General features: G+C 41.9%; 26 protein-coding genes. 25 read left to right on the top strand and 1 reads right to left on the bottom strand.

Annotated features, from left to right (window positions below):
- Positions 1-191 precede the first annotated feature (191 nt).
- The 3 genes from AC6CIB_RS20145 to AC6CIB_RS20135 all read left to right on the top strand — a co-directional run bounded on the left by AC6CIB_RS20145 (position 192) and on the right by AC6CIB_RS20135 (position 4,938).
- A complete protein-coding gene (locus tag AC6CIB_RS20145) occupies positions 192-1,028 on the top strand; it encodes a lipoate--protein ligase family protein (RefSeq protein ID WP_498283722.1) in 837 nt (278 codons plus the stop codon).
- A 350-nt stretch (positions 1,029-1,378) separates the two neighbouring features.
- A complete protein-coding gene (locus AC6CIB_RS20140; RefSeq protein ID WP_498283720.1) occupies positions 1,379-3,949 on the top strand; it encodes a vitamin B12-dependent ribonucleotide reductase in 2,571 nt (856 codons plus the stop codon).
- A gap of 107 nt (positions 3,950-4,056) precedes the next feature.
- A complete protein-coding gene (locus AC6CIB_RS20135; RefSeq protein WP_498283718.1) occupies positions 4,057-4,938 on the top strand; it encodes a patatin-like phospholipase family protein in 882 nt (293 codons plus the stop codon).
- Between the two features lie 16 nt (positions 4,939-4,954).
- On the opposite strand, the gene AC6CIB_RS20130 is transcribed toward AC6CIB_RS20135, so the two are convergent.
- Entirely contained in the window at positions 4,955-5,317 is a 363-nt protein-coding gene (locus tag AC6CIB_RS20130) for an SA1362 family protein (RefSeq protein WP_498283716.1), read from the bottom strand.
- Between the two features lie 283 nt (positions 5,318-5,600).
- Here AC6CIB_RS20130 and AC6CIB_RS20125 point away from each other — a divergent pair, with 283 nt between their 5' ends.
- From AC6CIB_RS20125 to dxs, 22 genes are all read left to right on the top strand, one after another.
- Entirely contained in the window at positions 5,601-6,170 is a 570-nt protein-coding gene (locus tag AC6CIB_RS20125; RefSeq protein ID WP_498283714.1) for a YqhR family membrane protein, read from the top strand.
- A gap of 94 nt (positions 6,171-6,264) precedes the next feature.
- On the top strand, positions 6,265-6,723 hold the full coding sequence (aroQ, locus tag AC6CIB_RS20120) for a type II 3-dehydroquinate dehydratase (RefSeq protein ID WP_498283712.1): 459 nt from the start codon (positions 6,265-6,267) through the stop codon (positions 6,721-6,723).
- Positions 6,713-7,777, top strand: coding sequence for a M24 family metallopeptidase (locus tag AC6CIB_RS20115; RefSeq protein WP_498283710.1), 1,065 nt, complete (start codon positions 6,713-6,715; stop codon positions 7,775-7,777). Before aroQ ends, AC6CIB_RS20115 begins: the two co-directional genes overlap by 11 nt.
- A 40-nt stretch (positions 7,778-7,817) precedes the next feature.
- Positions 7,818-8,375, top strand: a complete 558-nt coding sequence (gene efp / locus AC6CIB_RS20110; protein WP_034757996.1) for an elongation factor P — start codon at positions 7,818-7,820, stop codon at positions 8,373-8,375.
- 311 nt (positions 8,376-8,686) lie between these two features.
- A complete protein-coding gene (gene spoIIIAA, locus AC6CIB_RS20105; RefSeq protein ID WP_498283708.1) occupies positions 8,687-9,610 on the top strand; it encodes a stage III sporulation protein AA in 924 nt (307 codons plus the stop codon).
- On the top strand, positions 9,611-10,126 hold the full coding sequence (spoIIIAB, locus tag AC6CIB_RS20100; protein ID WP_498283706.1) for a stage III sporulation protein SpoIIIAB: 516 nt from the start codon (positions 9,611-9,613) through the stop codon (positions 10,124-10,126).
- A 79-nt stretch (positions 10,127-10,205) separates the two neighbouring features.
- Positions 10,206-10,412: a stage III sporulation protein AC gene (gene spoIIIAC / locus AC6CIB_RS20095; RefSeq protein WP_034758004.1), complete on the top strand. Its 207-nt coding sequence runs from the start codon at positions 10,206-10,208 to the stop codon at positions 10,410-10,412.
- 14 nt (positions 10,413-10,426) lie between these two features.
- Positions 10,427-10,819 (top strand): stage III sporulation protein AD, encoded by a 393-nt coding sequence (gene spoIIIAD / locus AC6CIB_RS20090; protein WP_172655798.1) that lies wholly within the window; start codon positions 10,427-10,429, stop codon positions 10,817-10,819.
- Positions 10,820-10,844: 25 nt separating this feature from the next.
- Positions 10,845-12,044 (top strand): stage III sporulation protein AE, encoded by a 1,200-nt coding sequence (gene spoIIIAE, locus AC6CIB_RS20085; protein WP_498283704.1) that lies wholly within the window; start codon positions 10,845-10,847, stop codon positions 12,042-12,044.
- 18 nt (positions 12,045-12,062) lie between these two features.
- Entirely contained in the window at positions 12,063-12,686 is a 624-nt protein-coding gene (gene spoIIIAF, locus AC6CIB_RS20080; protein WP_498283702.1) for a stage III sporulation protein AF, read from the top strand.
- Complete coding sequence (gene spoIIIAG, locus AC6CIB_RS20075) at positions 12,676-13,329, top strand: stage III sporulation protein AG (RefSeq protein WP_498283700.1); 654 nt, start codon at positions 12,676-12,678, stop codon at positions 13,327-13,329. The genes spoIIIAF and spoIIIAG overlap by 11 nt, the downstream gene beginning before the upstream one ends.
- Before the next feature lie 14 nt (positions 13,330-13,343).
- A complete protein-coding gene (locus AC6CIB_RS20070) occupies positions 13,344-13,892 on the top strand; it encodes a SpoIIIAH-like family protein (protein ID WP_498283698.1) in 549 nt (182 codons plus the stop codon).
- 930 nt (positions 13,893-14,822) lie between these two features.
- Positions 14,823-15,332, top strand: coding sequence for an acetyl-CoA carboxylase biotin carboxyl carrier protein (gene accB, locus AC6CIB_RS20065; protein WP_498283696.1), 510 nt, complete (start codon positions 14,823-14,825; stop codon positions 15,330-15,332).
- Between the two features lie 15 nt (positions 15,333-15,347).
- Positions 15,348-16,700, top strand: a complete 1,353-nt coding sequence (accC, locus tag AC6CIB_RS20060) for an acetyl-CoA carboxylase biotin carboxylase subunit (RefSeq protein ID WP_498283694.1) — start codon at positions 15,348-15,350, stop codon at positions 16,698-16,700.
- Positions 16,701-16,723: 23 nt separating this feature from the next.
- Positions 16,724-17,134 (top strand): Asp23/Gls24 family envelope stress response protein, encoded by a 411-nt coding sequence (locus AC6CIB_RS20055; protein WP_034758025.1) that lies wholly within the window; start codon positions 16,724-16,726, stop codon positions 17,132-17,134.
- Between the two features lie 587 nt (positions 17,135-17,721).
- Complete coding sequence (gene nusB / locus AC6CIB_RS20050; RefSeq protein ID WP_149157739.1) at positions 17,722-18,108, top strand: transcription antitermination factor NusB; 387 nt, start codon at positions 17,722-17,724, stop codon at positions 18,106-18,108.
- A gap of 20 nt (positions 18,109-18,128) precedes the next feature.
- Positions 18,129-18,995 (top strand): bifunctional methylenetetrahydrofolate dehydrogenase/methenyltetrahydrofolate cyclohydrolase FolD, encoded by an 867-nt coding sequence (folD, locus tag AC6CIB_RS20045; RefSeq protein ID WP_498283692.1) that lies wholly within the window; start codon positions 18,129-18,131, stop codon positions 18,993-18,995.
- A gap of 118 nt (positions 18,996-19,113) precedes the next feature.
- Positions 19,114-20,481, top strand: a complete 1,368-nt coding sequence (xseA, locus tag AC6CIB_RS20040; protein ID WP_498283690.1) for an exodeoxyribonuclease VII large subunit — start codon at positions 19,114-19,116, stop codon at positions 20,479-20,481.
- Positions 20,468-20,701, top strand: coding sequence for an exodeoxyribonuclease VII small subunit (xseB, locus tag AC6CIB_RS20035; RefSeq protein WP_113970456.1), 234 nt, complete (start codon positions 20,468-20,470; stop codon positions 20,699-20,701). Before xseA ends, xseB begins: the two co-directional genes overlap by 14 nt.
- 3 nt (positions 20,702-20,704) lie before the next feature.
- Positions 20,705-21,595 (top strand): polyprenyl synthetase family protein, encoded by an 891-nt coding sequence (locus tag AC6CIB_RS20030; RefSeq protein WP_498283687.1) that lies wholly within the window; start codon positions 20,705-20,707, stop codon positions 21,593-21,595.
- A gap of 705 nt (positions 21,596-22,300) precedes the next feature.
- Complete coding sequence (locus AC6CIB_RS20025; protein ID WP_498283685.1) at positions 22,301-22,933, top strand: hypothetical protein; 633 nt, start codon at positions 22,301-22,303, stop codon at positions 22,931-22,933.
- Between the two features lie 21 nt (positions 22,934-22,954).
- Complete coding sequence (dxs, locus tag AC6CIB_RS20020; RefSeq protein WP_498283683.1) at positions 22,955-24,847, top strand: 1-deoxy-D-xylulose-5-phosphate synthase; 1,893 nt, start codon at positions 22,955-22,957, stop codon at positions 24,845-24,847.

The following is a 24,847-nucleotide window of genomic DNA, read 5'->3' as shown; positions in this document are numbered from 1 at the left end:
ATGCGCTATCTTCTATTATATTCATGAAGTGCTTGAGAATCAAAACAAATTTATTATTTTACAGCAAACACTTTCCAGTCTGTTTTTCTTTGTTTTTTCTTTTGGATTTGATAGACTAGTAACGGACTTAAATGAAGTTGATTTTTTACATAACAAAATATCAGAGAGAAGACGCAAATGAGGTATGATGCATGAAAAAAGAAACATGGAGATTCATTGACTCAGGGAATTGTTCCCCTTCTTATAATATGGCACTTGATGAGGCGCTACTGGATTGGCATAGCGAGGGAAAGATTCCTCCCACGATCAGGTTTTATGGCTGGGATCCCGCGACGCTCTCCATCGGTTACTTCCAAAAGGTAGAAAAGGAAATCAATCTTGATGCAGTGAAAGAACACGGACTTGGCTTTGTCAGAAGACCGACGGGAGGCAGAGGGGTTCTGCATGAACATGAATTAACGTACAGTGTCATTGTTTCCGAAGAGCACCCGGAAATGCCTAAAACCGTTACAGAAGCATATCGAGTGATTTCTGAAGGGATCTTAAAAGGATTTCAAGGACTTGGACTCGAAGCCTACTTTGCTGTTCCGAAAACAGCAGAAGAGCGGGAAGGATTAAAAAATCCACGTTCGGCCGTTTGTTTTGATGCACCGAGCTGGTATGAACTGGTGGTAGAAGGAAGGAAAGTGGCAGGCAGTGCCCAGACGCGTCAAAAAGGCGTCATCCTTCAGCACGGTTCTATCCTCCTGGATCTGGACGAAGATAAATTGTTTAGTCTGTTTAATTATCCATCTGACAGGGTAAAAGAGCGTATGCAGCGGGCATTTAAAAGCAAGGCCGTTGCGATGAACGAAATCAGTTCTGAAACGGTCACCATGGATATGGCGAAGGAAGCGTTCAAAAAAGGTTTTGAAGAAGGATTGAATATCCACCTGGAACCATATGAACTTTCTGAAGAGGAAACACAATATGTTGTGGACCTTGCCCAAACCCGGTACGAATCAGATGACTGGAATTTTAAACGATAAAATTTTTTTGTAGAAAAAAAGCGATGCTTGTCGCTTTTTTCCTATTTTACCAACTATTACGCGACTTGGATTTATATCAAGTTCTAAATTAATAGAAATGGTCGGAGTATTATATGATTTTCTATTATTTCCTCCTGTTTTCTATTTCTATTGGCTTATTATCCGTTTGACAAACAAATGAACCATTGACTCGAAACACAATATGTGGTGTGTCGAATATTTTTTTACACACTATATGTTGTGTTTATTTATTGCTTTTCTAATAGAGCTATGATATCGTATTATTTGATATTACACATCAAAGTAAACAACAAACAAAAGAAAGATTTGAGATAGAAGGAGTTGTCTTTATGACTGTTGCGTCGAAAAACACAATGAAATTAAACATCGAAAGATTAAATCAGGATATTGGATTATTTCCTCAAGTACATCCTATAACCCCAGATATGCATACTACACACAAAGGTGTATCCCGTCTTGTTATGATTGATCGCTATTCTTTCAAAGACACGGAAAAGATCACTCTTTCTGAAGGGGATTTTGTGGTCCTCACCATCAAAGAAGATCCTAAGTTCCCTGCAAGAGGATTAGGTTACATTTCAAGCATCGACTGGGAAACAAAGAAAGCAGATGTTTGGATTGAAGAAGAGTACAGAAGTGCCATCGACAAGCCGGAAGAAATGGAAACCGGTATCGTCTCAAGAACACTTGATGTAATCGAAAAGCCACTGGAAGTCTACTACGAACAAATTGCGAAGCGTAACGCAACAGGCTTAGCAGAAGTGGAAGAAACTCCTGAAAAGAGACAAGTTTGGTTTGAAAAGTTCTATCATGAATTAGTGAACCTGCATTTTGTTCCTGCTGGTAGGGTGCTTTATGGAGCGGGTGCCGGAACGGACGTAACGTACTTTAACTGCTACGTGATGCCTTTCGTACAGGATTCACGTGAAGGGATTTCGGAACATCGCAAGCAGGTGATGGAGATCATGAGCCGAGGCGGGGGTGTCGGAACGAACGGATCGACTCTTCGTCCACGTAATACCCTGGCAAAAGGTGTGAACGGTAAATCCTCCGGTTCGGTTTCCTGGCTGGATGACATCGCTAAATTGACTCATTTGGTTGAGCAGGGCGGGTCAAGACGTGGGGCACAAATGATCATGCTTTCAGATTGGCATCCCGATATTATCGAATTCATCATTTCTAAAATGCAAAACCCGCGTATTTTACGTTATCTTCTTGAAAATACAGAAGATGAAACCATTAAAAAGGCAGCAGAGGATAAGTTGAAATTCACCCCTCTGACAGAACAAGAGGAAGCGATGTATCAAGGAATCCTAAATTATAGACAAATCCCTGGATACGGTGGATTTGATGCGAAAATCCTTAAGAATGCAGAAGAAAAGCTCCGTACAGGCGGAACGTACAGCGTCCATAATTCAGAATTCCTGACAGGTGCGAATATCTCAGTTTGCCTGACAAGCGACTTTATGGAAGCCGTGGAAAACGATGGTGAATATAAACTGCGCTTCCCTGATGTAGAAAGCTATAATGAAGAGCAAATGAAATACTATAATGAAGAATGGCATAACGTAGGGGACGTCCGTGAGTGGGAAAAGCTCGGCTACAAAGTGCGGACTTACCGTAAGATCAAGGCGAAAGAGCTTTGGAATCTTATCAATGTTTGTGCAACCTACTCTGCAGAGCCAGGAATCTTCTTTATTGATAACGCGAATGATATGACGAACGCGAAAGCATATGGTCAAAAGGTAGTTGCTACGAACCCATGTGGTGAACAGCCTCTCGCTCCTTATTCAGTGTGTAACCTGGCAGCCGTGAATCTGGCTCAGTTTGCCAATAAAGAGACGAAAACTGTTGATTTTGAAAAATTGAAGCGTACCGTTGAAGTGGGTGTTCGCATGCAGGATAATGTCATCGATGCTACTCCGTACTTCCTGGAAGAAAACAAAAAGCAGGCTCTTGGTGAGCGACGTGTTGGCCTTGGGGTAATGGGTCTAGCAGACTTGTTGATCTACTGTGAAAAAGAATACGGTTCTGAAGAAGGCAATCAACTGGTGGATGAGGTGTTTGAAGCAATCGCAACAACCGCTTATCGTGCATCCGTTGAATTATCGAAGGAAAAGGGAAGCTTCCCATTCCTTAATGGAAGTACCGATGAAGAAACGAAGGCTTTACGAAAAGCGTTTGTGGAAACAGGCTTTATGAAGAAAATGCCTGAGGATGTACGGGACGACATTCAACAGTTCGGGATTCGAAACTCCCATCTATTGACCGTTGCCCCAACAGGTTCAACAGGTACGATGGTTGGAGTATCTACTGGTCTTGAACCTTATTTCTCATTCACGTACTACAGAAGCGGTCGTCTTGGTAAGTTCATTGAAGTGAAAGCGGATATTGTAGAGGATTACTTGAAGAGAAATCCGGATGCAGATGCTGACAATCTTCCAGAATGGTTTGTTTCTTCCATGAGCTTGGCGCCACAAGCACATGCCGATGTCCAATGTGTGATTCAGAATTGGATCGACAGCTCTATTTCGAAAACGGTTAATGCTCCTCGTGGTTATACAGTTGAGCAAGTAGAAAAAGTGTATGAGCGACTTTATAAAGGTGGAGCAAAAGGTGGAACCGTGTACGTTGACGGAAGCCGTGATTCACAAGTTCTTACCCTCAAAGCAGAAGAAAACAGCTTTGATGACGAGGACGAGCAGGAACAAAAAGAAATTCCTACATCGAAAAAGCCGATCGTGTTACTTGATACGATTCAGGACGTACGTTCAACAGACGTGACCATTGGTTCTGAAGTCGGGAATACGTGTCCAGTCTGCCGTAAAGGAACGGTAAAGGATATGGGTGGCTGCAATACCTGTACAAACTGCGGTGCTCAACTGAAATGCGGACTATAATAAATGAAGAAAGTTAGGAGGGGACTGGTTCCCCTCCTATTTTTTTAGTCTAAAATCCTGCTTTGTGAATTAAAGATGTAGTAATAGACATTGAAGGAGTGGGACCTTTGGACATCGATGGTGTTTTTTCAGGTGGAGGCATAAAGGGGCTCGCGTTGATTGGGGCATATCAAGCATTAGAGGAGAAGGGCTACAGGTTTAAGAGGCTAGCTGGAACAAGTGCAGGAGCGGTGATTGCAGCATTTATTGCTGCCGGTTATTCGAGCAGGGAGCTCTTGAAAATCATGGATGGTATTGAATTTAGTAAATTGCTGGACTCAAACGCGATCATCTCTCTCCCTATTATAAAATGGTTTCGGGTTTACTATCGTTTAGGTTTATATAAAGGAGTGGCCCTTGAAAGCTGGGTGGAAGAGAAGCTGAAAGTAAGAGGAATTTATACGTTTGCCGATTTACCACCCCATTCACTCCGGGTCATCGCTTCGGATTTATCGAATGGCAGATTATTGGTTCTCCCAGATGATCTTGAGAAGTACGGCATAGCGAAAGAAACCTTTCCTGTTGCCAGGGCGATACGAATGAGTGCGAGTCTTCCTTACTTCTTTGAACCTGTAAAGCTGCGATCTTTAGAAGGAATAAGTCTCATGGTGGATGGTGGGGTGCTCAGTAACTTCCCTATGTGGTTGTTCGATCGGGAAAATGTGAAAAAGGTAAGGCCGGTCATCGGGGTGAAGTTAAGTCACGATCTAGTCGGAAAGCCAAAAAAACAAATCAAAAATGCGATTGATATGTATGAAGCCCTCTTTACTACGATGAAAGATGCACATGATTCAAGATACATTTCCAGAAAACTTGAAAAAAACATCATCTTTATTCCGACTGAAGGTGTGCTCACGACCGAATTCGGGTTAACGCCGGAGAAAAGAGCAGAGCTCATTCAATACGGAAAATCAAAAGCTGAAGCCTTTCTTCAAAAATGGCCGTATTAATAAAACAATCGAGCTCCTAAAGTGAGGCTCGATTGTTTTTCTTATTCTTTTTTCCTTCAATTACAGTAAGGTTGGCATTGGATTTCTTTCGTATCGAACGTTTCTTTGATGCGTTTGATACTTGAGGCTTACTTGGAGACTTTTTCTTATGCCGCCTCTTTGATTGTTTGGCTGCTTTAAGAAACGCTCTCTGTTCATTACTATTACCAGCCCGCCTCCCGCTGAACCATCTTCGGTAAATGAAGTAGATAATTCCGATCACAGCTGCTGTAACAAGTAATTGTTTTACTAGCCCTAAAGGATTTACGAATAGGGAAGTTCCCAACCCAACAATAGCTAACAATATTAATGTGATAACAAAGATATTGCGAGCGTTCAACAAAGCCACCTCCTAACAATACAATCCATTATACATATCTATACTATTATTCTAGACAATTTCCTTGTTATTTAACCATATTAGTTATCGATTTTCTGTGAATATCGCTCAGGTTATTTTTCTGAAACTTGGAAAGATATTATCTATTTTACTAAAAAATGAATCAAAGCACTAGAGATAGCGTTTTATTATCCATATTTCTTCATTACCCATAGATGAAAAATAAGTAAAACCATGCAAATGTTTAAATCAATGGGACATACTACGAATGGAGGTGTTACAGATGGCTGAACAAAAGGGACAACATGAAAAGATTCAGGATGGAACAGAAGAAAGCAAGGAGAATCCACGTTTAGAGCAGAATCAGGGTGAAAAACCACTTTCATTCATGGGAATGGTTGTTGTGACGGGCTTTATTGGGGGAATGTTATGGAGTGCAATTGCTTACCTTTGTTACTTTTTTTCCTTTACGAAAATCGAGCCAAATATTATATTTGAGCCGTGGGCGGTTGGTGACTGGGTGGACAAATGGATTGGAATCGTTCTTTCCATTGTGGCTTACGGAGTGATTTCTATAGGTGTGGCCCTCATTTATTATGGTTTATTACGAAAATTCAAGTCTATGTGGGTAGGGGTTGCCTACGGTGTAGCGTTATACTTAGCTTTCTTTTTACTGCTCAATCCGCTCTTCCCGAGCATTAAATCCTTTACATCCATTGATTATCACACTTTGATCACAACCTTCTGCTTGTATATTTTGTATGGCGTATTTATTGGCTATTCGATTTCTTATGAAGAAAATGAATTGAGACATCAGAATGAGAAAGAAAAATCAGGGGAAGTTTCACATTAACATATCCTCATTATCAGACAATTATGTAGGTATAGGCATAAGGTTTGTGTTAGAATGTTCATGATGAACATTCTATTTTTTTAGGGGTTTACATATGATGAAAATCTTGCTTTTAAATGGTCCTAACTTAAATAGGCTGGGGAAACGTGAACCCGATATTTATGGACATGTCACCCTGCCGCAACTTGAGGGGAAGCTTTCGAAACAAGCAGAAGGTGAAGGCTTTCAACTCTTTTCAGCTCAATCGAACCATGAAGGGGAAATGATTGATTACATACACAAGGCAGAGGATGAAGGGTATGGGGGAATCATCCTGAATCCCGGTGCTTTCACACATTACAGCTATGCGATAAGAGATGCAGTGGCTTCGGTATCAGTACCGGTAGTGGAAGTGCATATATCAAATATCCATGCCCGGGAAGCGTTTAGACATCAATCTGTCGTGGCAGCTGAAACGGTTGGCCAGATCGTCGGATTTGGACTGTTTGGTTACGAATTGGCTTTACAAGCGATCATACAGAACATTAAGGGAGTGGAATTGAATGAAAATTGAACGATTACGAGAGACTTTTTCAGAAAATGAACTTGACGGGATTTTACTTACAAGTACCTACAACCGTCGGTACATGACAAACTTTACGGGTTCATCAGGTGTTGTTCTGATATCTAAAGAGAAAGCATTATTCATAACAGATTTCCGCTACATCGAGCAAGCAACCGAGCAGGCTGCCGATTTTGAAATCGTCCAGCATACTGGACCCATCCATGAGGAAGTAGCCCAACAAGTGAAAAACCTAGGGATTAAGAAATTGGGCTTCGAGAAGAACTACATGACATTTAGTGCGTATGATAGCTATCGCGAAGTGCTTGAAGCAGAACTTGTACCGGTATCAGGGTTAGTAGAAAAGTTACGCTTGATTAAGACACCTGAAGAGCTTAAGATAATTAAGGATGCGGCGGATATTGCCGATGCAGCATTTAAGCATATATTAGATTTTATTAAACCGGGTGTGACAGAGTTAGAAGTTTCCAATGAATTAGAATTCTTCATGAGAAAAGCGGGCGCGACATCTTCATCTTTTGATATCATCGTTGCTTCAGGTAATCGTTCTGCACTTCCTCATGGGGTGGCCAGTGATAAAGTCATTGAAAAAGGTGATTTTGTAACGTTGGATTATGGTGCATATTATAAAGGATATTGCTCCGATATGACACGTACTTTATCGGTAGGAGAACCAAGTGAGAAATTGAAAGAGATCTATGACGTCGTTCTACAATCACAGCTTCTTGCTATGGAAAAAATCAAGCCTGGTATGACAGGTAAAGAAGCGGATGCTATTGCACGTGATTACATAACAGAAAAGGGTTATGGAGAGTATTTCGGACATTCACTGGGACACGGAATCGGCCTTGAAGTTCATGAAGGACCAGGATTGTCCTCCCGTTCCGATGTGGTACTGGAGCCTGGAATGATCGTAACGGTTGAACCGGGCGTCTATGTTCCAGGCGTTGGCGGTGTTCGTATTGAAGATGATACACTCATAACAGAAGATTCCAATGAAACACTGACACATTCTACAAAAGATCTAATCATTCTACCATTGTAGTCCTAAAGACAGGTCTACTAGACAATAGGAGGAAATAAATATGATTTCAGTAAATGATTTTCGTACAGGCTTGACTATTGAAGTCGATAACGGGATTTGGCGAGTAATCGATTTCCAACACGTTAAACCAGGTAAAGGGGCAGCATTCGTTCGCTCCAAACTTCGTAACCTGCGCACAGGTGCCATCCAGGAAAAAACGTTCCGTGCAGGAGAAAAAGTAGGGAAAGCTCAAATCGATAACCGTAAAATGCAATACCTATATGCTAATGGTGACATGCATGTATTCATGGACAACGAAAGCTACGATCAAATCGAACTTCCTGCTTCTTCCATCGAATATGAATTGAAATACCTGAAAGAAAACATGGAAGTGTCTATCATGATGTACGGAGGAGAGACTCTTGGAGTAGAGCTTCCTAACTCAGTTGAATTGAAAGTAACTGAAACAGAGCCGGGCATCAAAGGCGATACAGCTTCCGGTGGTTCAAAGCCTGCTACAGTGGAAACAGGATTGGTGGTTAACGTACCGTTCTTCGTCAACGAAGGAGACACATTAATCATTAATACAACGGACGGATCTTACGTATCACGTGGATAATTGAGTGTGAAAAGCCTGAGCGAAATTTTTCTCGTTTGGGCTTTTTTTGTTTTTTGTTAGTGGTGGGGGGAGTGTAAACCCCCTCCGTCTTGGGGTATCTGCCATTCAGCAAATTTCAGCAATTTCCGAATCCACATTCCCCTTCATCTACAACTCTCCAAACCAAAACTCCCAGTCCCCATCTCAAATCTTCTAACTCTACTGTCATAATCTCATTTCACTAGAATACATTGTATTATCGGGAAGCATGTACGAAGGTTCATTTCCGTCTTCCTACATTCCGAAGTGGAACAAGATTAGGAGGTACCTATATGCAAGAAGTTCTAGCCTTACTACCCAGCACTATTTCTGACAAAGTCCTGAGCCTTCCACAAGATCTTATTGACCGAATTGAAGAAATTAGGGTTCGTACCAACCGTGTGTTGGAGGTCACGGCAAGGGGGAAGCCATATTTCCTTTCTTATACCGTTACCGAGGAAGATAGCGAACAGCTCATTAACAAACTATCCAGGCATTCATTTTATACATTGGAAGAGGAACTGAAGAGAGGATATATCACGATTGAAGGCGGACATCGAGTCGGTCTTGCTGGAAAGGTTATTCTAGAGGGTGGTGTGGTGAAAGGAATTCGGAATCTGTCTTCCTTCAACATCCGTATTGCGAGACAAAAGCTTGGCATAGCTCAATCTATTTTTCCATATGTTTATGATAATGGTTGGAAGCATACGATGATAATCGGCTCTCCTCAGACAGGGAAAACCACATTGCTAAGAGATCTTGCACGTATGATTTCGACGGGGGTCCCTGAAAAAAATATCCCCCCTTTTAAAGTAGGGATTGTCGATGAACGTTCAGAAATTGCCGGCTGTGTAAACGGGATTCCTCAGCTGATGTTTGGACCGAGAGTGGACGTGCTGGATGCATGTCCGAAGGCTGAAGGGATGATGATGCTGATCCGCTCCATGAGTCCCGACGTCCTGATTGTAGATGAAATCGGTCGGATTGAAGATGGTCAAGCTATCCAGGAAGCAGTAAATGCAGGCATTACCCTTGTGATGACGACACATGGATCTACATTTGGCGAAGTAGCGAAGAGACCCGTAATCAAGGACATCGTGAATCTTCAAACAATCGAGCGCTTTATTGAACTAAGGAGAGGGGATGACCCTGGTAAGGTTCATGAAGTATGGAATGAACACGGCCAATCTCTTCTGAAAAAAGCGAGTGTGACATAAATGATTAAACTAATTGGTGCTGTTTTCATCCTGCTTTCTACTTCCTGGGCAGGATTCGAAGCGTCTAAATATTTAACGGAAAGACCGAGGCAGCTTCGGTTGTTGAAGGTGGCCCTTCAGTCATTGGAAGCAGAAATCACGTACAGCCATACCCCTTTGCATGAAGCAACGAGAAAGATCTCCAAGCAGCTGCAAAAACCTGTTTCATGGTTCTTTGAAACGTTCTCAAAGAAATTAACGGAGCAGGAGATTTCAGTGAAGAAAGCGTGGGAAGAAAGCCTGAATGATATATGGAAATTAACGGCTTTTAAAGCAGGTGAATACGAAATCCTGAAACAATTTGGAGAAAACCTGGGCAAACACGACATGATGACCCAGCAGAAACATATACAGTTAGCGCTAAAACATCTGGAAAGAGAAGAATCAGAGGCGATAGAAAAGCAGAGAAAATATGAAAAGATGACGAAGAGCTTGGGGTTTTTGTCAGGTTTATTATTGATTATCTTATTACTCTAACGATGCTTCATAGGTCAATACTTTTATACACGCCAATCGCTTGCGAGAACAGCTTTTAGAAACCGGGAGGGAAATGAATATGGGAATTGATGTGGATATTATTTTCAAGATCGCAGGGGTGGGGATTGTAGTGGCCTTTTTGCATACGATTTTAGATCAGGTCGGGAAGAAAGAATATGCACAGTGGGTTACCCTCTTTGGGTTCATCTATATTCTGTTTATGGTAGCCTCGATTGTCGATGATCTGTTCCAGAAGATTAAATCTGTCTTCTTATATCAAGGTTAGAGGGGGCGTCCGCGATTGAAATCATTCAAATTGTTGGTATAGCACTGGTTGCGACCTTTCTGGCTTTAATTGTAAAAGAGCAGAAACCAAATTTTGCTTTTTTACTTATTGTGTTTGTAGGATGTTCGATTTTTTTATTTCTGATCGATCAAATTTACTCCATCATTCATATGATTGAAAAGCTGGCTGCGAATGCAAATGTGAATATGGTGTATGTAGAAACCATTCTCAAAATTATCGGCATCGCCTACATAGCGGAATTCGCTTCTCACATTACAAAGGATGCCGGACAAGGAGCACTTGCAGCGAAAGTGGAGCTTGCAGGGAAAATCTTGATTTTAGCAATGGCGGTACCTATTTTAACAGTGATTATCGAAACGATTATCAACATGATCCCAACTGGATAAGCGAAACGTTAAGAGGTGGAAAAAAATGTTGCAAATATATCGAATATTCGTCATAGCACTCGTAATCTTTTTCGTAGGAGCCTCCAGTGGACAAGCTGAAGAAGGGGAAGAACAGAATCCGCCCGATTCGACGATTCAACAGCAAATGATCGATCAGCAGTTAGATCAATTAGGAATCGAAGAATTAAAAGGATTCTGGAACAGTATCGTGGATCAATACGGTGGCTATCTTCCTGAAAGTCAAAAGGGCAGTTTGGTTGATTTTATCAAAGGAGAAAAAGAGTTTTCTTTTAAAGCATGGTTTAGTGGAATCTTCAAGTTCGCCTTCCAGGAGCTTGTGATGAATGGAAAGCTATTAGGAACTCTGATTCTGCTCACGATTTTCAGTATGTTTCTGCAATCCCTGCAGAATGCATTCGAAGGAGGGAGTGTCAGCAAGGTTGCTTATAGCATTGTGTTCATGGTGTTGATCATCATCGCCCTTAATAGTTTTCACGTGGCAATTGATTACACCCGGGATGCTATCTCAACCATGATTCACTTCATCATTGCCCTCATACCTCTGTTGTTAGCCCTTATTGCCGCTTCTGGAGGAATCGTATCTGCAGCATTTTTCCATCCTGTGATTATCTTTTTAATGAACACAAGCGGTTTGTTGATCCAAAATGTCGTTCTCCCCCTGCTATTTCTGGCGGCGCTATTAAGTATCGTAAGTACCCTTTCCACTCATTATAAAGTGACGCAGCTGGCACAGTTATTGCGCACATGGAGTATCGGGTTATTAGGAGCCTTCATGACCGTTTTCCTTGGTGTGATATCGGTGCAGGGAGCCACGGCAGCGGTGACAGATGGGATTACCATTCGAACAGCGAAATTTGTTACCGGAAATTTTGTACCTGTGATCGGCAGAATGTTCACGGATGCGACGGATACAGTGATCAGCGCTTCCGTTCTTTTAAAGAACACGGTGGGAATCGCTGGTGTGGCTATTGTTCTGATCATTGCAGCTTTTCCCGCAATCAAGATCCTCATGATTGCGTTTATTTATAAATTAGCAGCTGCTCTTCTTCAACCCCTCGGTGGCGGACCGGTGATAGAATGTCTCGATATCATTGCCAAAAGTGTGATGTATGTCTTTGCGGCCCTTGCCATTGTGTCCTTTATGTTCTTTTTGAGTCTTACCGTCATCATTGCAGCAGGAAATATCACGATGATGATGCGATAAAGAGGAAGGAGTACCGTCATGTCATTTCTCACCGATTGGATTACAAATATTATTATCTTTGTTCTCTTAGCCACCGTCATTGACATGCTTCTTCCCAGTTCCAACATGCAAAAATATGCGAAAATCGTGACTGGCTTATTGTTGATCACCATTATCCTTACACCCTTATTTAAATTAATGGCAACCGATTTTGATACGGTGATGGAGTCAATTGATATAAATGGAGATTCTCAAAATAATTCAGTAGAAAATTTAATAGAAATGAAGAAAAAAGAAATACAAGCCTCACAACGTGCATATATTTTAGAACAGATGGCTGTCCAAATGAAACAAAAAGCTGAAAAGGAGATGATGGATGAACACGGTAAGGTCATTGAGAAGGTTGAAGTGAAAGCAGATGATCTGGAAAATGTCCCGGATAGTATCACAGAAGTGACAGTGTTTGTAAAAGACAATCAAGAAAACACTTCGATTGAAACTGTTCAAAACGTGGAGATCGATACGGGAGCTGAGCCGAGAAAGAAAACGCCTGAAGAAAGTACGTCCCAAATGGCCTCCTTACTTGCCGAGCAATGGAATCTTACACCAGACAAAATAATCATTACAGTTGAAGGGGGGACTGGGGAAGCCAATGAACTTTAATAAAGGTCCGCTTAACGCATTGAAGGAATGGCTGTCAAAGGAAAATGCCAATTCACCGCCAAAAGATAAAAAAGGGAATAAGTTACAATACTTTCTCATTGTGCTGTTAGTAGGTGTCGCCTTTATGCTTATCAGTGATCTTTGGAGCAGAGATAGCAGCTTGGAGGTCTCGAAATCAGTAGACGAAGGAGCCCCTGCAGAGGTCGCAACATTCGGCTCCAGCCATAAGGAATCGGATGGCACCATGAGAGGGTATGAAGATCAATACGAAAACCAACTGAAAGAAGCCCTGGATCAAATTGTCGGGGTCAGCGAAGTACACGTTGTTGTCAATGTAGAGGCAACAGAGTCAAAAGTGTATGAAAAGAATGAATCCACACAGTCACAAACGACCGCTGAAGAAGATAAGTCAGGTGGAAAAAGATCGATTGAGGATAAATCACAAGAGGAAGAAATGGTCATCGTGAGGAATGGAGAGAAAGAAGTTCCCATTGTGAAAGAAACTAAAAAACCTAAAGTCAGCGGTGTCCTTGTTGTAGCAAAAGGGGCCGATAATATACAAATCAAAAAATGGATCATAGAGGCTGTTACCCGCGGATTAGACGTACCAAGTCACAGGGTATCGGTTCTGCCCAAAAAATAAGGGGGAAATGATAGATGTTACTTAAAAAACAAACAGTTTGGTTATTAACGATGTTGAGTCTTGTGATCGTGCTTTCAGTTTACTACATTACATCTCCAACGCAACAAGTGACAGATATGGCTTATGAAGAAAAGAACGGAAAAGAGCAAGCGAAAGAAGATGGGAAGGAAACCATGTCTGACATGGAAGTCGTAACGGACGCTGCTGGAAATGAAATGTTCGAAGCTTTAAGAATTGAAGTATTGGACCAACGCGAACAGCTTCGTGAAGAACTGGAAGCAAAAGTAGCCAACGCCGATGTATCAGCAGAGGAAAAAAGCGCTGCCTATGAGGAAATGGAGAATTTAAGAGAGTTGGCCATGACAGAATCCGTATTAGAAACAATGATTAAAACAATGGGTTATGAAGATGCGTTAGTCAGAGCTAACGGTGAAAATATCCGCATTACTGTGAAATCCGACAAAGAGCACTCAACAGCCGATGCGAATGAAATCATCCGCCTTGTGATGAGTGAAGTTGGTCAGATGAAACCGGTAGCAGTTGAATTCCAGCCAACAAATTAACGTCTAAACCAGTGCCACCGAAGGGGAACCTTCAGGTGGCCATTTTTTGTTTATGCTCCTTTTTAAAAGATTGTTGTTTAATAACATTGCATCTGCGAAGTTCTGTCAATTAGTGTGTGCTGGATGGTGAGGGAATCCACTTCGCTTGCAGCTAGCGTTCGGCCGGGCCTCCTCAGCTTAGCCAAACGGGGTCTCGGCACACCCGTACTTCCGCGGGGAGTCTACGCGGTTTTCCTCACCATCTATAAAAAAATTTCGTGATATGGGTTAAAAGAGACAAGAAAATCTAAAGAAAACAGAATTTTTAGTTTATAAAAGGGAATCGACCACTACTCTCTTTAAAAGAGGTTATTTCTAAGTTAATTGTATTTACTTAGATTTTATTAGTAAACTCATGCTGAGAAAGTTGATTCTGCTAGAGGTGCTCGACTCCTGCGGGAATAGCGGGACAGCGAAAAGCGGAGGCGGCTCGCCCAGCCCCGACAAGCATAAGATGAATGGGCCTAAGAAGGCGCTCTTTGCCTCTTGGACCATTTAACTTATGACCTCGAGGGGCTAGCCGCCGTAGCTAGACAGGTGAGATCCCGCAGGAGCGCAGCGACGAGGAGGCTCACCGCCCGCCCCACGGAAAGCAAGCATCCTGTAGTGGAAATCAACTACTACTTTCTCAGGTAAAATAGCAACAATCTTTGCGAAAAGAGCCTTTGTTTGAAAAAGGAAAGCAATGACTTGTATCACACATAAGATCCCTCAGAAATCAAAAAAATTCTTCTATTATTTTATTTTTTTCCTAAAAAGGTCTAGAATAGAGAGGAGGGTTGTATGCACTTTACAGAATGGTAGGAATCGCATATTGAATTTATACGAGGTATTATCGTATGATATTAGTAGCTAGTCATAATTATTTAAACTATAAGAGGGGTGTCAACCGTGTTAAAAATTCAAGAAATTCGTGAAATAATCAAACTCGTAGATCATTCTAGTGTTGATGAGTTTACATACGAGCATGATGGTTCGAAAATAAAACTTAAAAAGAATAATGGTGGAACAGTTTCCGGGCAACCACAAGTTGTTCAGGCAGTAGAGGAAGTAAAACCTGCAGCTCATGCAGTACAGCAGGCTCCAGCGCCGGTACAGGAAACAGCTCCTTCAGTTACAGAAGAAAAAGAAGCTCTACAAGCGAAAGCAGAAGATTCAAACTTACATAAAATCACTTCTCCTATGGTAGGGACGTTCTATCAATCTTCTTCCCCGGAAGCAGGTCCATACGTGAAAGTTGGAGATAAAGTCGATGAAAGCTCTGTAGTATGTATCGTGGAAGCGATGAAACTATTTAATGAGATTGAAGCGGAAGTAAAAGGTGAAATTACTGAAATCTTAGTAAAAGACGGTCAATTGGTTGAATATGGACAGCCGTTATTCTTGGTCAAACCTGAATAAGGAGCGAAAATAGATATGATAAAAAAGGTATTAATCGCCAATCGAGGAGAAATTGCGGTACGTATTATTCGTGCATGCCGAGATTTAGGCATTGAAAGTGTAGCGGTTTATTCTGAAGCAGATAAAGAAGCCCTTCATGTTCAATTAGCGGATGAAGCTTATTGCATTGGACCGACTGCATCGAAAGACAGCTACCTGAATTTCACAAACATCATTAGCGTGGCAAAACTGACAGATTGTGATGCCATTCACCCGGGTTACGGATTTCTAGCCGAAAACTCTGATTTTGCAGACCTGTGCCGCGATTGTAACATCATCTTCATTGGTCCTTCGCCAGAAGCGATCTCTAAGATGGGTACGAAAGACGTGGCTCGTGAAACCATGAGAGAAGCAGGCGTTCCCATCGTACCAGGCTCAAAAGGTATCGTGAAGGACGCAGAAGATGCTGTACAGCTTGCAGAATCCATGGGATATCCCGTCATCATTAAAGCCACAGCCGGTGGAGGTGGTAAAGGGATCCGTGTTGCGCGAAGCCAGGAAGAGCTTGTTAAAGGAGTATCGATTACACAGCAAGAAGCTATGACTGCATTCGGTAACCCTGGTGTTTACATTGAAAAGTTCATTGAAGACTTCAGACATGTAGAAATCCAGGTGCTGGCTGATAATTTTGGAAACGTGATCCATCTGGGGGAACGTGACTGTACGATTCAGCGCCGCCTTCAAAAACTGATTGAGGAAACGCCGTCACCTGCTTTAACAGAAGAAATTCGCGTTAAAATGGGGGAAGCAGCAGTAAAAGCAGCCCAAGCGGTTGATTATACTGGTGCCGGCACGGTAGAATTTATATATGATTACGTAAATCAATCATTCTACTTTATGGAAATGAATACCCGTATTCAGGTAGAGCACCCTGTAACAGAACAGGTAACAGGAGTCGATTTGATTAAAGAACAAATTCTCGTGGCATCAGGAGAAAAGCTTTCTCTTACACAAGAAGAAGTAACGTTCACTGGTTGGGCCATTGAATGTCGTATTAATGCAGAGAATCCTGAGAAAAATTTCATGCCTTCAGCAGGACGAATTGAAATGTATCTTCCACCAGGCGGTATAGGCGTAAGAATCGATTCAGCTGCATATCCTGGTTATATGATCCCTCCATATTACGATAGTATGATAGCAAAAGTGATTACCTATGGAGCGACTCGTGAAGAAGCGATTTCAAGAATGAAACGTGCCCTGAGTGAATTTGTGGTTGAAGGTGTACACACAACCATTCCGTTCCATTTGAAACTATTAGATCATGAAACCTTTGTTGGTGGAGAATTTAATACAAAGTTCTTAGAGAAATACGAAGTAATGAAATCCTAGTGTGAATTCAGGAGGTGCCTTACATGGCGGAAAATCAAAACCTTTTACAAATGTCTCACGGTAAAGACGGCCTTGGGAAGATTGAAATCGCACCTGAAGTGATTGAAGTAATTGCAGGAATCGCTGCTTCAGAAGTAGAAGGCGTATCACAAATGCGTGGTAACTTCGCAACAGGTGTCGTCGAGCGTCTAGGAAAGAAAAACCACGGTAAAGGTGTCAAAGTTGAGCTTGCAGAGGAAGGAATCATCGTAGATGTCTACTGCATTATGAAATTCGGTGTAGCCATCCCGACAGTGGCTCAAAAAATTCAGGATAACATTCGTCAAGCCCTGCTTAACATGACTGCTCTGGAAGCAGATGAAGTGAATGTTCATATCGTAGGCGTTCAATTTGAGAATCAGAAATTTGAAGCTGAAATTGAAGACGAAATGTAAGAGTGGGACGGTCCTTTAGGGGCCGTTCTTTTTTGTGTGTAAAGAACTCTCCAAAGGGGGGGATTCACTTGCTTTGAAAAGTACAAGTCTATAATAAAAGTCGGGAAGTGGATAATATAATCGGAAAGTCGATAATATATGTATGAAAGTCGATAATAAGTAGTGGAAAGTTGATAATATTCTGGTATAGCAGCTAAATATTACAGCCAAATGGCACCATTTCAGAAGCTACTCGAACAATCTGATCCGTTATTCAGGGATACTTAATAAAAGGTTCAATTAAAGAGACGAAATCCTAATTTTTATTTCAGTTTCACTCTTAATATACTTGTCGGACCTGACCAACCCGCCTACGCTTTTCGATTGTCCAGCTCCGGGGCTTAGAGGCTCGAGGTCATAAGTCAAACCATTCAAAAAGGCCAAAAACGCCTTTCCGAATGGTTCGCCATATGCTTTTCGCCTCTGGCAAACCCGGCTACGCTTTTCTGTCAGAATATTGATTTTTTTACATACACGTGCGTATTACCCTTAGTTTGTGCTATTATCAAAGGTATGAAAATTGATGGATTAAAAGGAGTAAATATAAGATGAAGAGAAGAGTTGCTCGTGAAAAGGCCTTACAAGCGTTATTTCAAATAGATATGAGTGGGATTGAGCCAGAAGTTGCGTTAACCAATGTGCTGGAGGAAGAGGAAAAGATGGATGCCTATCTTCAACAGCTTGTTCTCGGGTTCATCGAGAATCAAGAACGTATCGATGGGCACATTCGTGAAAACCTTGAGAAATGGTCATTTGACCGCCTGGCAAAAGTAGATCGTAACATTTTGCGATTAGGAGTATATGAACTGCTGTTTGTGGAAGATGTTCCGAATAAAGTAGTCATTAACGAAGCAGTTGAAATTGCAAAGATCTTTGGAGATGATCAATCCAGCAAGTTTATCAATGGTGTTCTTTCAAAGGTAAGTCAATCTTAACAATGTTAGGGGGCAATGGAATGTCAGCTTCTATAATTGATGGCAAACTCATTGCAGGTCATTATCGAGAACAATTAAATAGTCAGATCGAGGAGCTTAAGGAAAAGGCTGTCACTCCAGGCTTGGCTGTCATTCTGGTAGGTGATAACAATGCTTCTCATTCATATGTCAAAATGAAGAGAAAAGCGTGCAGTAAACTGGGCATTCATTCAGAGCTTTATCAATATGAATCCAGTTTAACTCAAGCCGAACTGCTGAATAAAATTGAAGAGTTAAATGAACAGAGCCACATTCATGGCATACTTGTTCAACTGCCTCTCCCTGAGCATATTAATCCAATAACCGTGATTGAAACGATTTCTCCATCCAAAGATGTGGACGGATTTCATCCCGTTTCCATTGGGAAAATGGTGACCGATCAAGATACCTTCTATTCCTGTACGCCACTTGGAATCATGAAGATGCTTGAATATGAAAACATTTCAGTAGAAGGTAAACACGTCGTGATTTTAGGAAGAAGTAATATTGTCGGAAAACCGGCAGGTCACTTATTTCTCAATCGTAATGCAACGGTTACGTATTGCCATTCGAAAACGAAGAATATGTCTTTCTACACAAAGCAGGCAGATATTATCGTATCTGCAGTAGGAAAAGCAAATTTAATCGGCGCAAAAGATATTAAACCGGGAGCCGTAGTCATTGACGTCGGAATGAATCGTGATGAAAACGGTGCACTCTGTGGGGATGTGAATTTTTCAGAAGTGAAGGAAAAGGCCTGGAAAATTACACCTGTTCCTGGTGGTGTCGGCCCAATGACGATTACGATGCTACTGTATAACACAGTGAAATCTGCAGAATGGGCTCTTGCCAATCGCCAAAACGGCTGAAAAATAGTACACTATAGGTAACTTAAAACGGGAAGGGACAGCTCATCGCTGGTCCCTTTCCGTATTCCTACACATAAATGGTTTTATAAAATGCAAGGAACAAAGGAGTCACTTGAGCATGGAACTCGATCAATCACGTTATTTAACGGTACAAGCTCTGACAAAATACATAAAGCGTAAATTCGATAGAGATCCCCATTTATCCAATCTATTCGTACGGGGGGAAATTTCTAATTTCAAAAGACATTCAAGCGGCCATATGTACTTTACCTTGAAAGACGAAAAAGCCCGCATCTTGTCTGTCATGTTTTCAAGTAATAACCAATCCATGAAATTCAGACCTGAAAATGGAATGAATGTGTTGATTCGGGGAGACGTCTCTGTCTATGAATCGGGTGGGCAATATCAGATCTATGTAAAAGAAATGCAGCCTGATGGAATCGGTGAGCTGTATTTGGCCTATGAGCAGTTGAAAGAGAAGCTCGAAAAAGCAGGCTATTTCGATCAAGGCCGGAAACGTGTGATTCCTAAGTTTCCGAAGCGAATCGCTGTTGTGACATCTCCAACAGGTGCTGCAATCAGAGATATAATTACAACCATCAAAAGAAGATATCCAATTGGGGAAATCCTCATTTTCCCTGCTTTGGTTCAAGGGGAACAAGCCGCAGGATCGATTGCCGCGGCAATGAAAAAGGTAAATGATCTAGGAGATATTGACATATTGATTATCGGACGAGGTGGCGGTTCGATTGAAGAATTGTGGGCGTTTAACGAAGAGATTGTAGCCAAAGGTATTGTCGAGTCAAAAGTCCCCGTTATTTCTGCTGTCGGACATGAGACAGACTTTACGATCGCCGACTTTGTAGCCGACCTTCGAGCACCTACACCTACAGCAGCAGGAGAATTAGCGGTTCCGCATATTGATGATTTGCTGGAAAGAATCATGAATCGTAAATTACGACTGATCAAATCGTTCAAGACTAAGCTTCAAAGTGAGCGAAGCCGCTTAAATAGTTTAATGAAATCCTACGCTTTGAGAAACCCGCGTAATCTGTATCAACAGAAAATTGAAACCGTCGACCGTTTTACTGATCAGCTGCAAAAAAATATCAGCCTGCATGTGAGGCAAAATCGCGATCAATTAACCCGGCTTCACTCACGACTTCAACGTGTCCATCCTTCACAACTCATTACCATTCAACACGAGAGAGTCTTATTTATGAAGACGCGGGTAGAGAAGCAATTTAAGCAGGTGCTGAAAGAAAAGAACAACCGTTTTAGTTCTTCCCTGTCTACCTTGCATGCCCTCAGTCCTTTAAAGATCATGGACAGGGGGTATAGCCTGGTTTACCAGGATGAAGGCACATTGATCAAATCATCTCAGCAAGTCAAAGCGGGTGACCGCCTCGAGATAAACGTCAGAGATGGGAAAATACATTGCGAAGTTGAATCCGTTGAGGAGCGTGAAAATAATGGCAAAGTCTAAAGAAGAGTTATCATTTGAAACAGCTATGGAACAACTGGAGGAGATTGTGGAGAAGTTGGAAGAAGGAGAAGTTCCTTTAGAGAAAGCGTTGGAATTTTATCAAAAGGGTATGGACCTTTCGAAATACTGTCATGATACTTTGCAAAAAGCAGAAAACCAATTAACGAAGATGATGACAGATGAAGGGGAAAAAGCCTTCGACCTGGATGAGGGGGAATAAAGAGTGAACCCCCACATTGATCTGAAAGAATTTCAATTACAACATGGAGAAAAGATTACCAATCATATGGTGCACACTGTAGATGGCCTTTCTATGCCTTCTATCTTGAAGGAAGCCATGATCTATTCATTGCAAGCAGGTGGAAAGAGAATTCGTCCCATTCTCCTCTTAGCGACAATTAAAGCTTTTAACAGAAACCCTTCACTAGGGATGACCACAGCTTCTGCCCTCGAAATGATTCATACGTATTCCTTGATTCATGATGACCTTCCAGCCATGGATGATGACGATTTAAGAAGAGGGAAACCCACCAATCATAAAATGTTCGGGGAAGCGATGGCGATTTTAGCAGGTGACGGTTTATTGACCTTTAGTTTTCAACTGATTGCAGAGGACAATGACCTTACAAGTGACATGAAGATAAGACTCATCGGTCTTTTGGCGAAGTGCGCAGGACCTCAAGGTATGGTTGGCGGACAAGTTGCGGATATCGAAGGGGAAAATAAGCAGCTGTCAGTGACAGAACTTGAAGGCATCCATGTGCATAAAACAGGTAAGTTACTGATATTTAGTGTGCTAGCAGGCGGGATCATTTCTGAGGCCTCGGAAGAAGAGCTGGAATTACTTGAAAAATTTGCATATCATATTGGACTCGCCTTTCAAATACAGGATGACATCCTCGATATTGAAGGCTCTGAAGAAATGATTGGAAAGCCTGTAGGGAGCGACGAATCAAAACATAAGAGTACATATCCAAGCCTCCTGACGATGTCAGGAGCTAAGGAAAAGCTTCACTACCATTTGAACGAAGCGTTAGCATCACTGAAACAAATACCTATAAATACCGGACTTCTTACTGAAATTGCCCAATTAATCGTTGACCGGAATCATTAGAACCATTTCTATGTTTGAGCAAATTATTTAACATATGTTATAATATCTCTAGAATAAAAATTTGGGTGGTGCAGTATTCTAGTCAGTCCACCAATCCTGAAGGTGGGCCTAAAAATCCACTAAAGGGCACATCGATGAAGTTCCTGGAATTGGCTTGAGGCGCCCAGCCTTGGGTCATATCTGGGAGTAAGGCTTGAGGGCGATCCACAATGGCATGTGGGCGTTGACCCGCAAGCCGCGGAGGCTTTGTTTCTTGTGCTGGCATAAGCATATGCAATAAGAACAAAGTATGAACCTGCGATGTGATGATTCACTAGCAGCGTAGCCTGCCTTGAGTGAAGAGAGAGGGGATTATGGTTACAAGGTACACATCAGTTGGCCATTGATATGTGCTTTTTCGCCCATATGAAATCCTCTTTGCAAAAGAGGCTAAGGATTGCGTTAAGGACTGTTGAGGAAAACTCCTAGACTGTTCATATTCGGACATATAAAGAGGATTATAGTGCGGACTAAGTGGTAATCCAGTCTAGCCTGTGGTGACGCGGCTAAGTCGGGTTTAAAGGGAAACCGCCGGTATGGCAACATCCGGTAGCTGATTGGGAAAACCTACTGGACCTAAGCTGCAATTTTTACTCTTTATATGACCATCCAATTACATAGTACTGATCCCTATTTACACAATAGAAACGGTGTGTTTAAACGATAATGAATGAAACAATGAAAAACTCAATAAAGTGGAGTGTCAGCATTGCCGTTATCACATTTGTGTTAGCGGCTATTTTTTCAGTTACATCCAATATGGTCTTAAATGGAGTCGCATGGTATACAGGACTGATTGTTGTGTTGATCATCGTCTTCATTGGAATCTTCTTTGATATGCTGGGGATTGCAGCAACTGCCGCTGATGAAACCCCTTTTCATGCCATGGCAGCCAAAAAAGTGTACGGTGCACGTTATTCAATCAAAATCGTCCGGAACGCCGACCGGTTCGCAAGCTTCTGTAACGACGTAATCGGCGATATTTCAGGGATTATAAGTGGTACTGCGTCGGCGATTGTCATTATACAATTAGCCGTCTCTTTTCAGCTTGAAGGCGGCTCTTTGAGGGAATATATTGTAAGCGTAACACTGACAAGTATCATAGCTTCGTTGACCGTTGGAGGCAAAGCGCTTGGAAAAACGTTTGCCATCACCTATTCTAAGGATATAATATTTAGAGTTGGTAAAGTTCTACAATTTCTTGAAGATCGATTTCACATCGTAGTGATTAAAGATAAAAAAGACAAAAAAGATAAAAACAAGAAAAAACAGTATAAGCGTGCGAAACAAAATATTTAGTGATGAAAGTGAGTGGACCTCATGGATTTATTATCAATAAAGGAGCCTTCTTTTCTTAATAACATGACGAATGAACAGTTAGAAGAGCTCAGTCAAGAGATTCGCCAATTCTTGATAAAGAATCTATCAAAGACTGGCGGTCATATTGGTCCAAACTTAGGGGTGGTCGAATTAACCGTTGCCCTTCATAAGCATTTCTCAAGCCCAAAAGATAAAATCCTTTGGGATGTTGGTCATCAATCGTATGTTCATAAGATCCTGACCGGCCGAGCTTGTCAATTTGACACATTGCGACAATATAAGGGGTTATGTGGTTTTCCTAAACGAAATGAAAGCGAGCATGATGTGTGGGAAACAGGACATAGCTCTACTTCACTGTCTGCAGCTATGGGTATGGCAATCGCCAGAGATGTCAAAAAAGAAGATTCCTTCATCATCCCTGTGATCGGCGATGGTGCCTTGACGGGCGGAATGGCTCTTGAAGCACTTAATCACATCGGCCATGAAAAGAAGGATATGATCGTCGTTTTAAATGATAATGAAATGTCCATTGCGCCAAATGTAGGAGCACTGCACAGTGTTCTTGGACGTTTGCGAACGGCGGGAAAATATAACTGGGTGAAGGATGAGATGGAATACATCCTTAAACGCATACCTGCTGTCGGAGGAAAACTAGCAAGTACGGCTGAGCGGGTAAAAGACAGTTTAAAGTATTTATTCGTTTCAGGTATGTTCTTTGAAGAATTAGGATTTACTTATCTTGGACCGATCGATGGCCATGATTATCATGATCTTTCAGAAAATATCCAGTATGCGAAGAAAACAAAAGGTCCTGTCCTTTTACACGTCATAACGAAAAAAGGTAAAGGGTTTCATCCTGCAGAATCAGATAAAGAGGGTACTTGGCATGGTACAGGTCCGTATAAGATCGATACCGGTGATTTGATTAAACCGGTGAATGCTCCTCCTTCCTGGAGTGGACTTGTAAGTGAGACCGTCAGAAAGATTGCCCGTGAGGATGAGCGGGTAGTTGCGATTACGCCAGCCATGCCGGTGGGATCAAAACTGCTTGGATTTGCTGAAGAATTCCCCGATCGGATGTTTGATGTAGGAATTGCCGAGCAGCATGCCACCACGGTTGCAGCTGGACTTGCTACACAAAATATGAAGCCATTTCTGGCCATTTATTCAACATTCCTGCAAAGAGCATACGATCAAGTGGTTCACGATATTTGCCGACAAAACTTAAATGTATTCATCGGAATTGATCGTGCCGGATTAGTCGGTGCTGATGGGGAAACGCATCAAGGGGTATTTGATATCGCCTTTTTAAGGCATTTACCGAATATGGTGATCATGATGCCGAAGGACGAAAATGAGGGTCAACACCTTGTCAATACGGCTCTTCAGTATAACGATGGTCCAATTGCATTACGTTATCCACGTGGAAACGGATATGGAGTGCCCATGGATTCAGAGCTGAAAACCATTCCAATCGGAACGTGGGAAGTATTGAAGCAAGGAACAGATGCTGCCATACTGACATTTGGTACGACGATCCCAATGGCGATGGAAGCGGCCGCAGAGCTTGAGAAACAAGGTCTTTCCGTTCGTGTGGTAAATGCGAGATTCATTAAACCAATGGACGAAAAGATGCTAAAGAGTATCCTTGGAGAAGAAATGCCTATTTTAACGATAGAAGAAGCGGTTCTTCAAGGTGGATTCGGAAGTGGTGTTCTTGAGTTTTCACAAGAACAGGGTTACCATAACGCTGTGATTGACCGCATCGGAATTCCTGATTACTTCATCGAACACGGAAGCGTGAACGAATTATTGAACGAAATCGGCATGACTAAAGAAAATGTCGTGGATCGTATTTTAACGATCACACCAAAAAAACAAAAAAGGGCTTAA

This window comes from Rossellomorea sp. GQ25 (assembly GCF_059758515.1).
This window is presented reverse-complemented; position numbering and strand designations above follow the sequence as displayed.

Excerpts from the sequence above, each read along its gene's own strand:
- AC6CIB_RS20145 (WP_498283722.1), top strand. The coding sequence starts at position 192 with ATGAAAAAAGAAACATGGAGATTCATTGACTCAGGGAATTGTTCCCCT.
- AC6CIB_RS20140 (WP_498283720.1), top strand. The coding sequence starts at position 1,379 with ATGACTGTTGCGTCGAAAAACACAATGAAATTAAACATCGAAAGATTA.
- AC6CIB_RS20125 (WP_498283714.1), top strand. The coding sequence starts at position 5,601 with ATGGCTGAACAAAAGGGACAACATGAAAAGATTCAGGATGGAACAGAA.
- aroQ (WP_498283712.1), top strand. The coding sequence starts at position 6,265 with ATGATGAAAATCTTGCTTTTAAATGGTCCTAACTTAAATAGGCTGGGG.
- AC6CIB_RS20115 (WP_498283710.1), top strand. The coding sequence starts at position 6,713 with ATGAAAATTGAACGATTACGAGAGACTTTTTCAGAAAATGAACTTGAC.
- efp (WP_034757996.1), top strand. The coding sequence starts at position 7,818 with ATGATTTCAGTAAATGATTTTCGTACAGGCTTGACTATTGAAGTCGAT.
- spoIIIAA (WP_498283708.1), top strand. The coding sequence starts at position 8,687 with ATGCAAGAAGTTCTAGCCTTACTACCCAGCACTATTTCTGACAAAGTC.
- spoIIIAB (WP_498283706.1), top strand. The coding sequence starts at position 9,611 with ATGATTAAACTAATTGGTGCTGTTTTCATCCTGCTTTCTACTTCCTGG.
- spoIIIAC (WP_034758004.1), top strand. The coding sequence starts at position 10,206 with ATGGGAATTGATGTGGATATTATTTTCAAGATCGCAGGGGTGGGGATT.
- spoIIIAE (WP_498283704.1), top strand. The coding sequence starts at position 10,845 with ATGTTGCAAATATATCGAATATTCGTCATAGCACTCGTAATCTTTTTC.
- spoIIIAF (WP_498283702.1), top strand. The coding sequence starts at position 12,063 with ATGTCATTTCTCACCGATTGGATTACAAATATTATTATCTTTGTTCTC.
- spoIIIAG (WP_498283700.1), top strand. The coding sequence starts at position 12,676 with ATGAACTTTAATAAAGGTCCGCTTAACGCATTGAAGGAATGGCTGTCA.
- AC6CIB_RS20070 (WP_498283698.1), top strand. The coding sequence starts at position 13,344 with ATGTTACTTAAAAAACAAACAGTTTGGTTATTAACGATGTTGAGTCTT.
- accC (WP_498283694.1), top strand. The coding sequence starts at position 15,348 with ATGATAAAAAAGGTATTAATCGCCAATCGAGGAGAAATTGCGGTACGT.
- AC6CIB_RS20055 (WP_034758025.1), top strand. The coding sequence starts at position 16,724 with ATGGCGGAAAATCAAAACCTTTTACAAATGTCTCACGGTAAAGACGGC.
- nusB (WP_149157739.1), top strand. The coding sequence starts at position 17,722 with ATGAAGAGAAGAGTTGCTCGTGAAAAGGCCTTACAAGCGTTATTTCAA.
- folD (WP_498283692.1), top strand. The coding sequence starts at position 18,129 with ATGTCAGCTTCTATAATTGATGGCAAACTCATTGCAGGTCATTATCGA.
- xseA (WP_498283690.1), top strand. The coding sequence starts at position 19,114 with ATGGAACTCGATCAATCACGTTATTTAACGGTACAAGCTCTGACAAAA.
- xseB (WP_113970456.1), top strand. The coding sequence starts at position 20,468 with ATGGCAAAGTCTAAAGAAGAGTTATCATTTGAAACAGCTATGGAACAA.
- AC6CIB_RS20025 (WP_498283685.1), top strand. The coding sequence starts at position 22,301 with ATGAATGAAACAATGAAAAACTCAATAAAGTGGAGTGTCAGCATTGCC.
- dxs (WP_498283683.1), top strand. The coding sequence starts at position 22,955 with ATGGATTTATTATCAATAAAGGAGCCTTCTTTTCTTAATAACATGACG.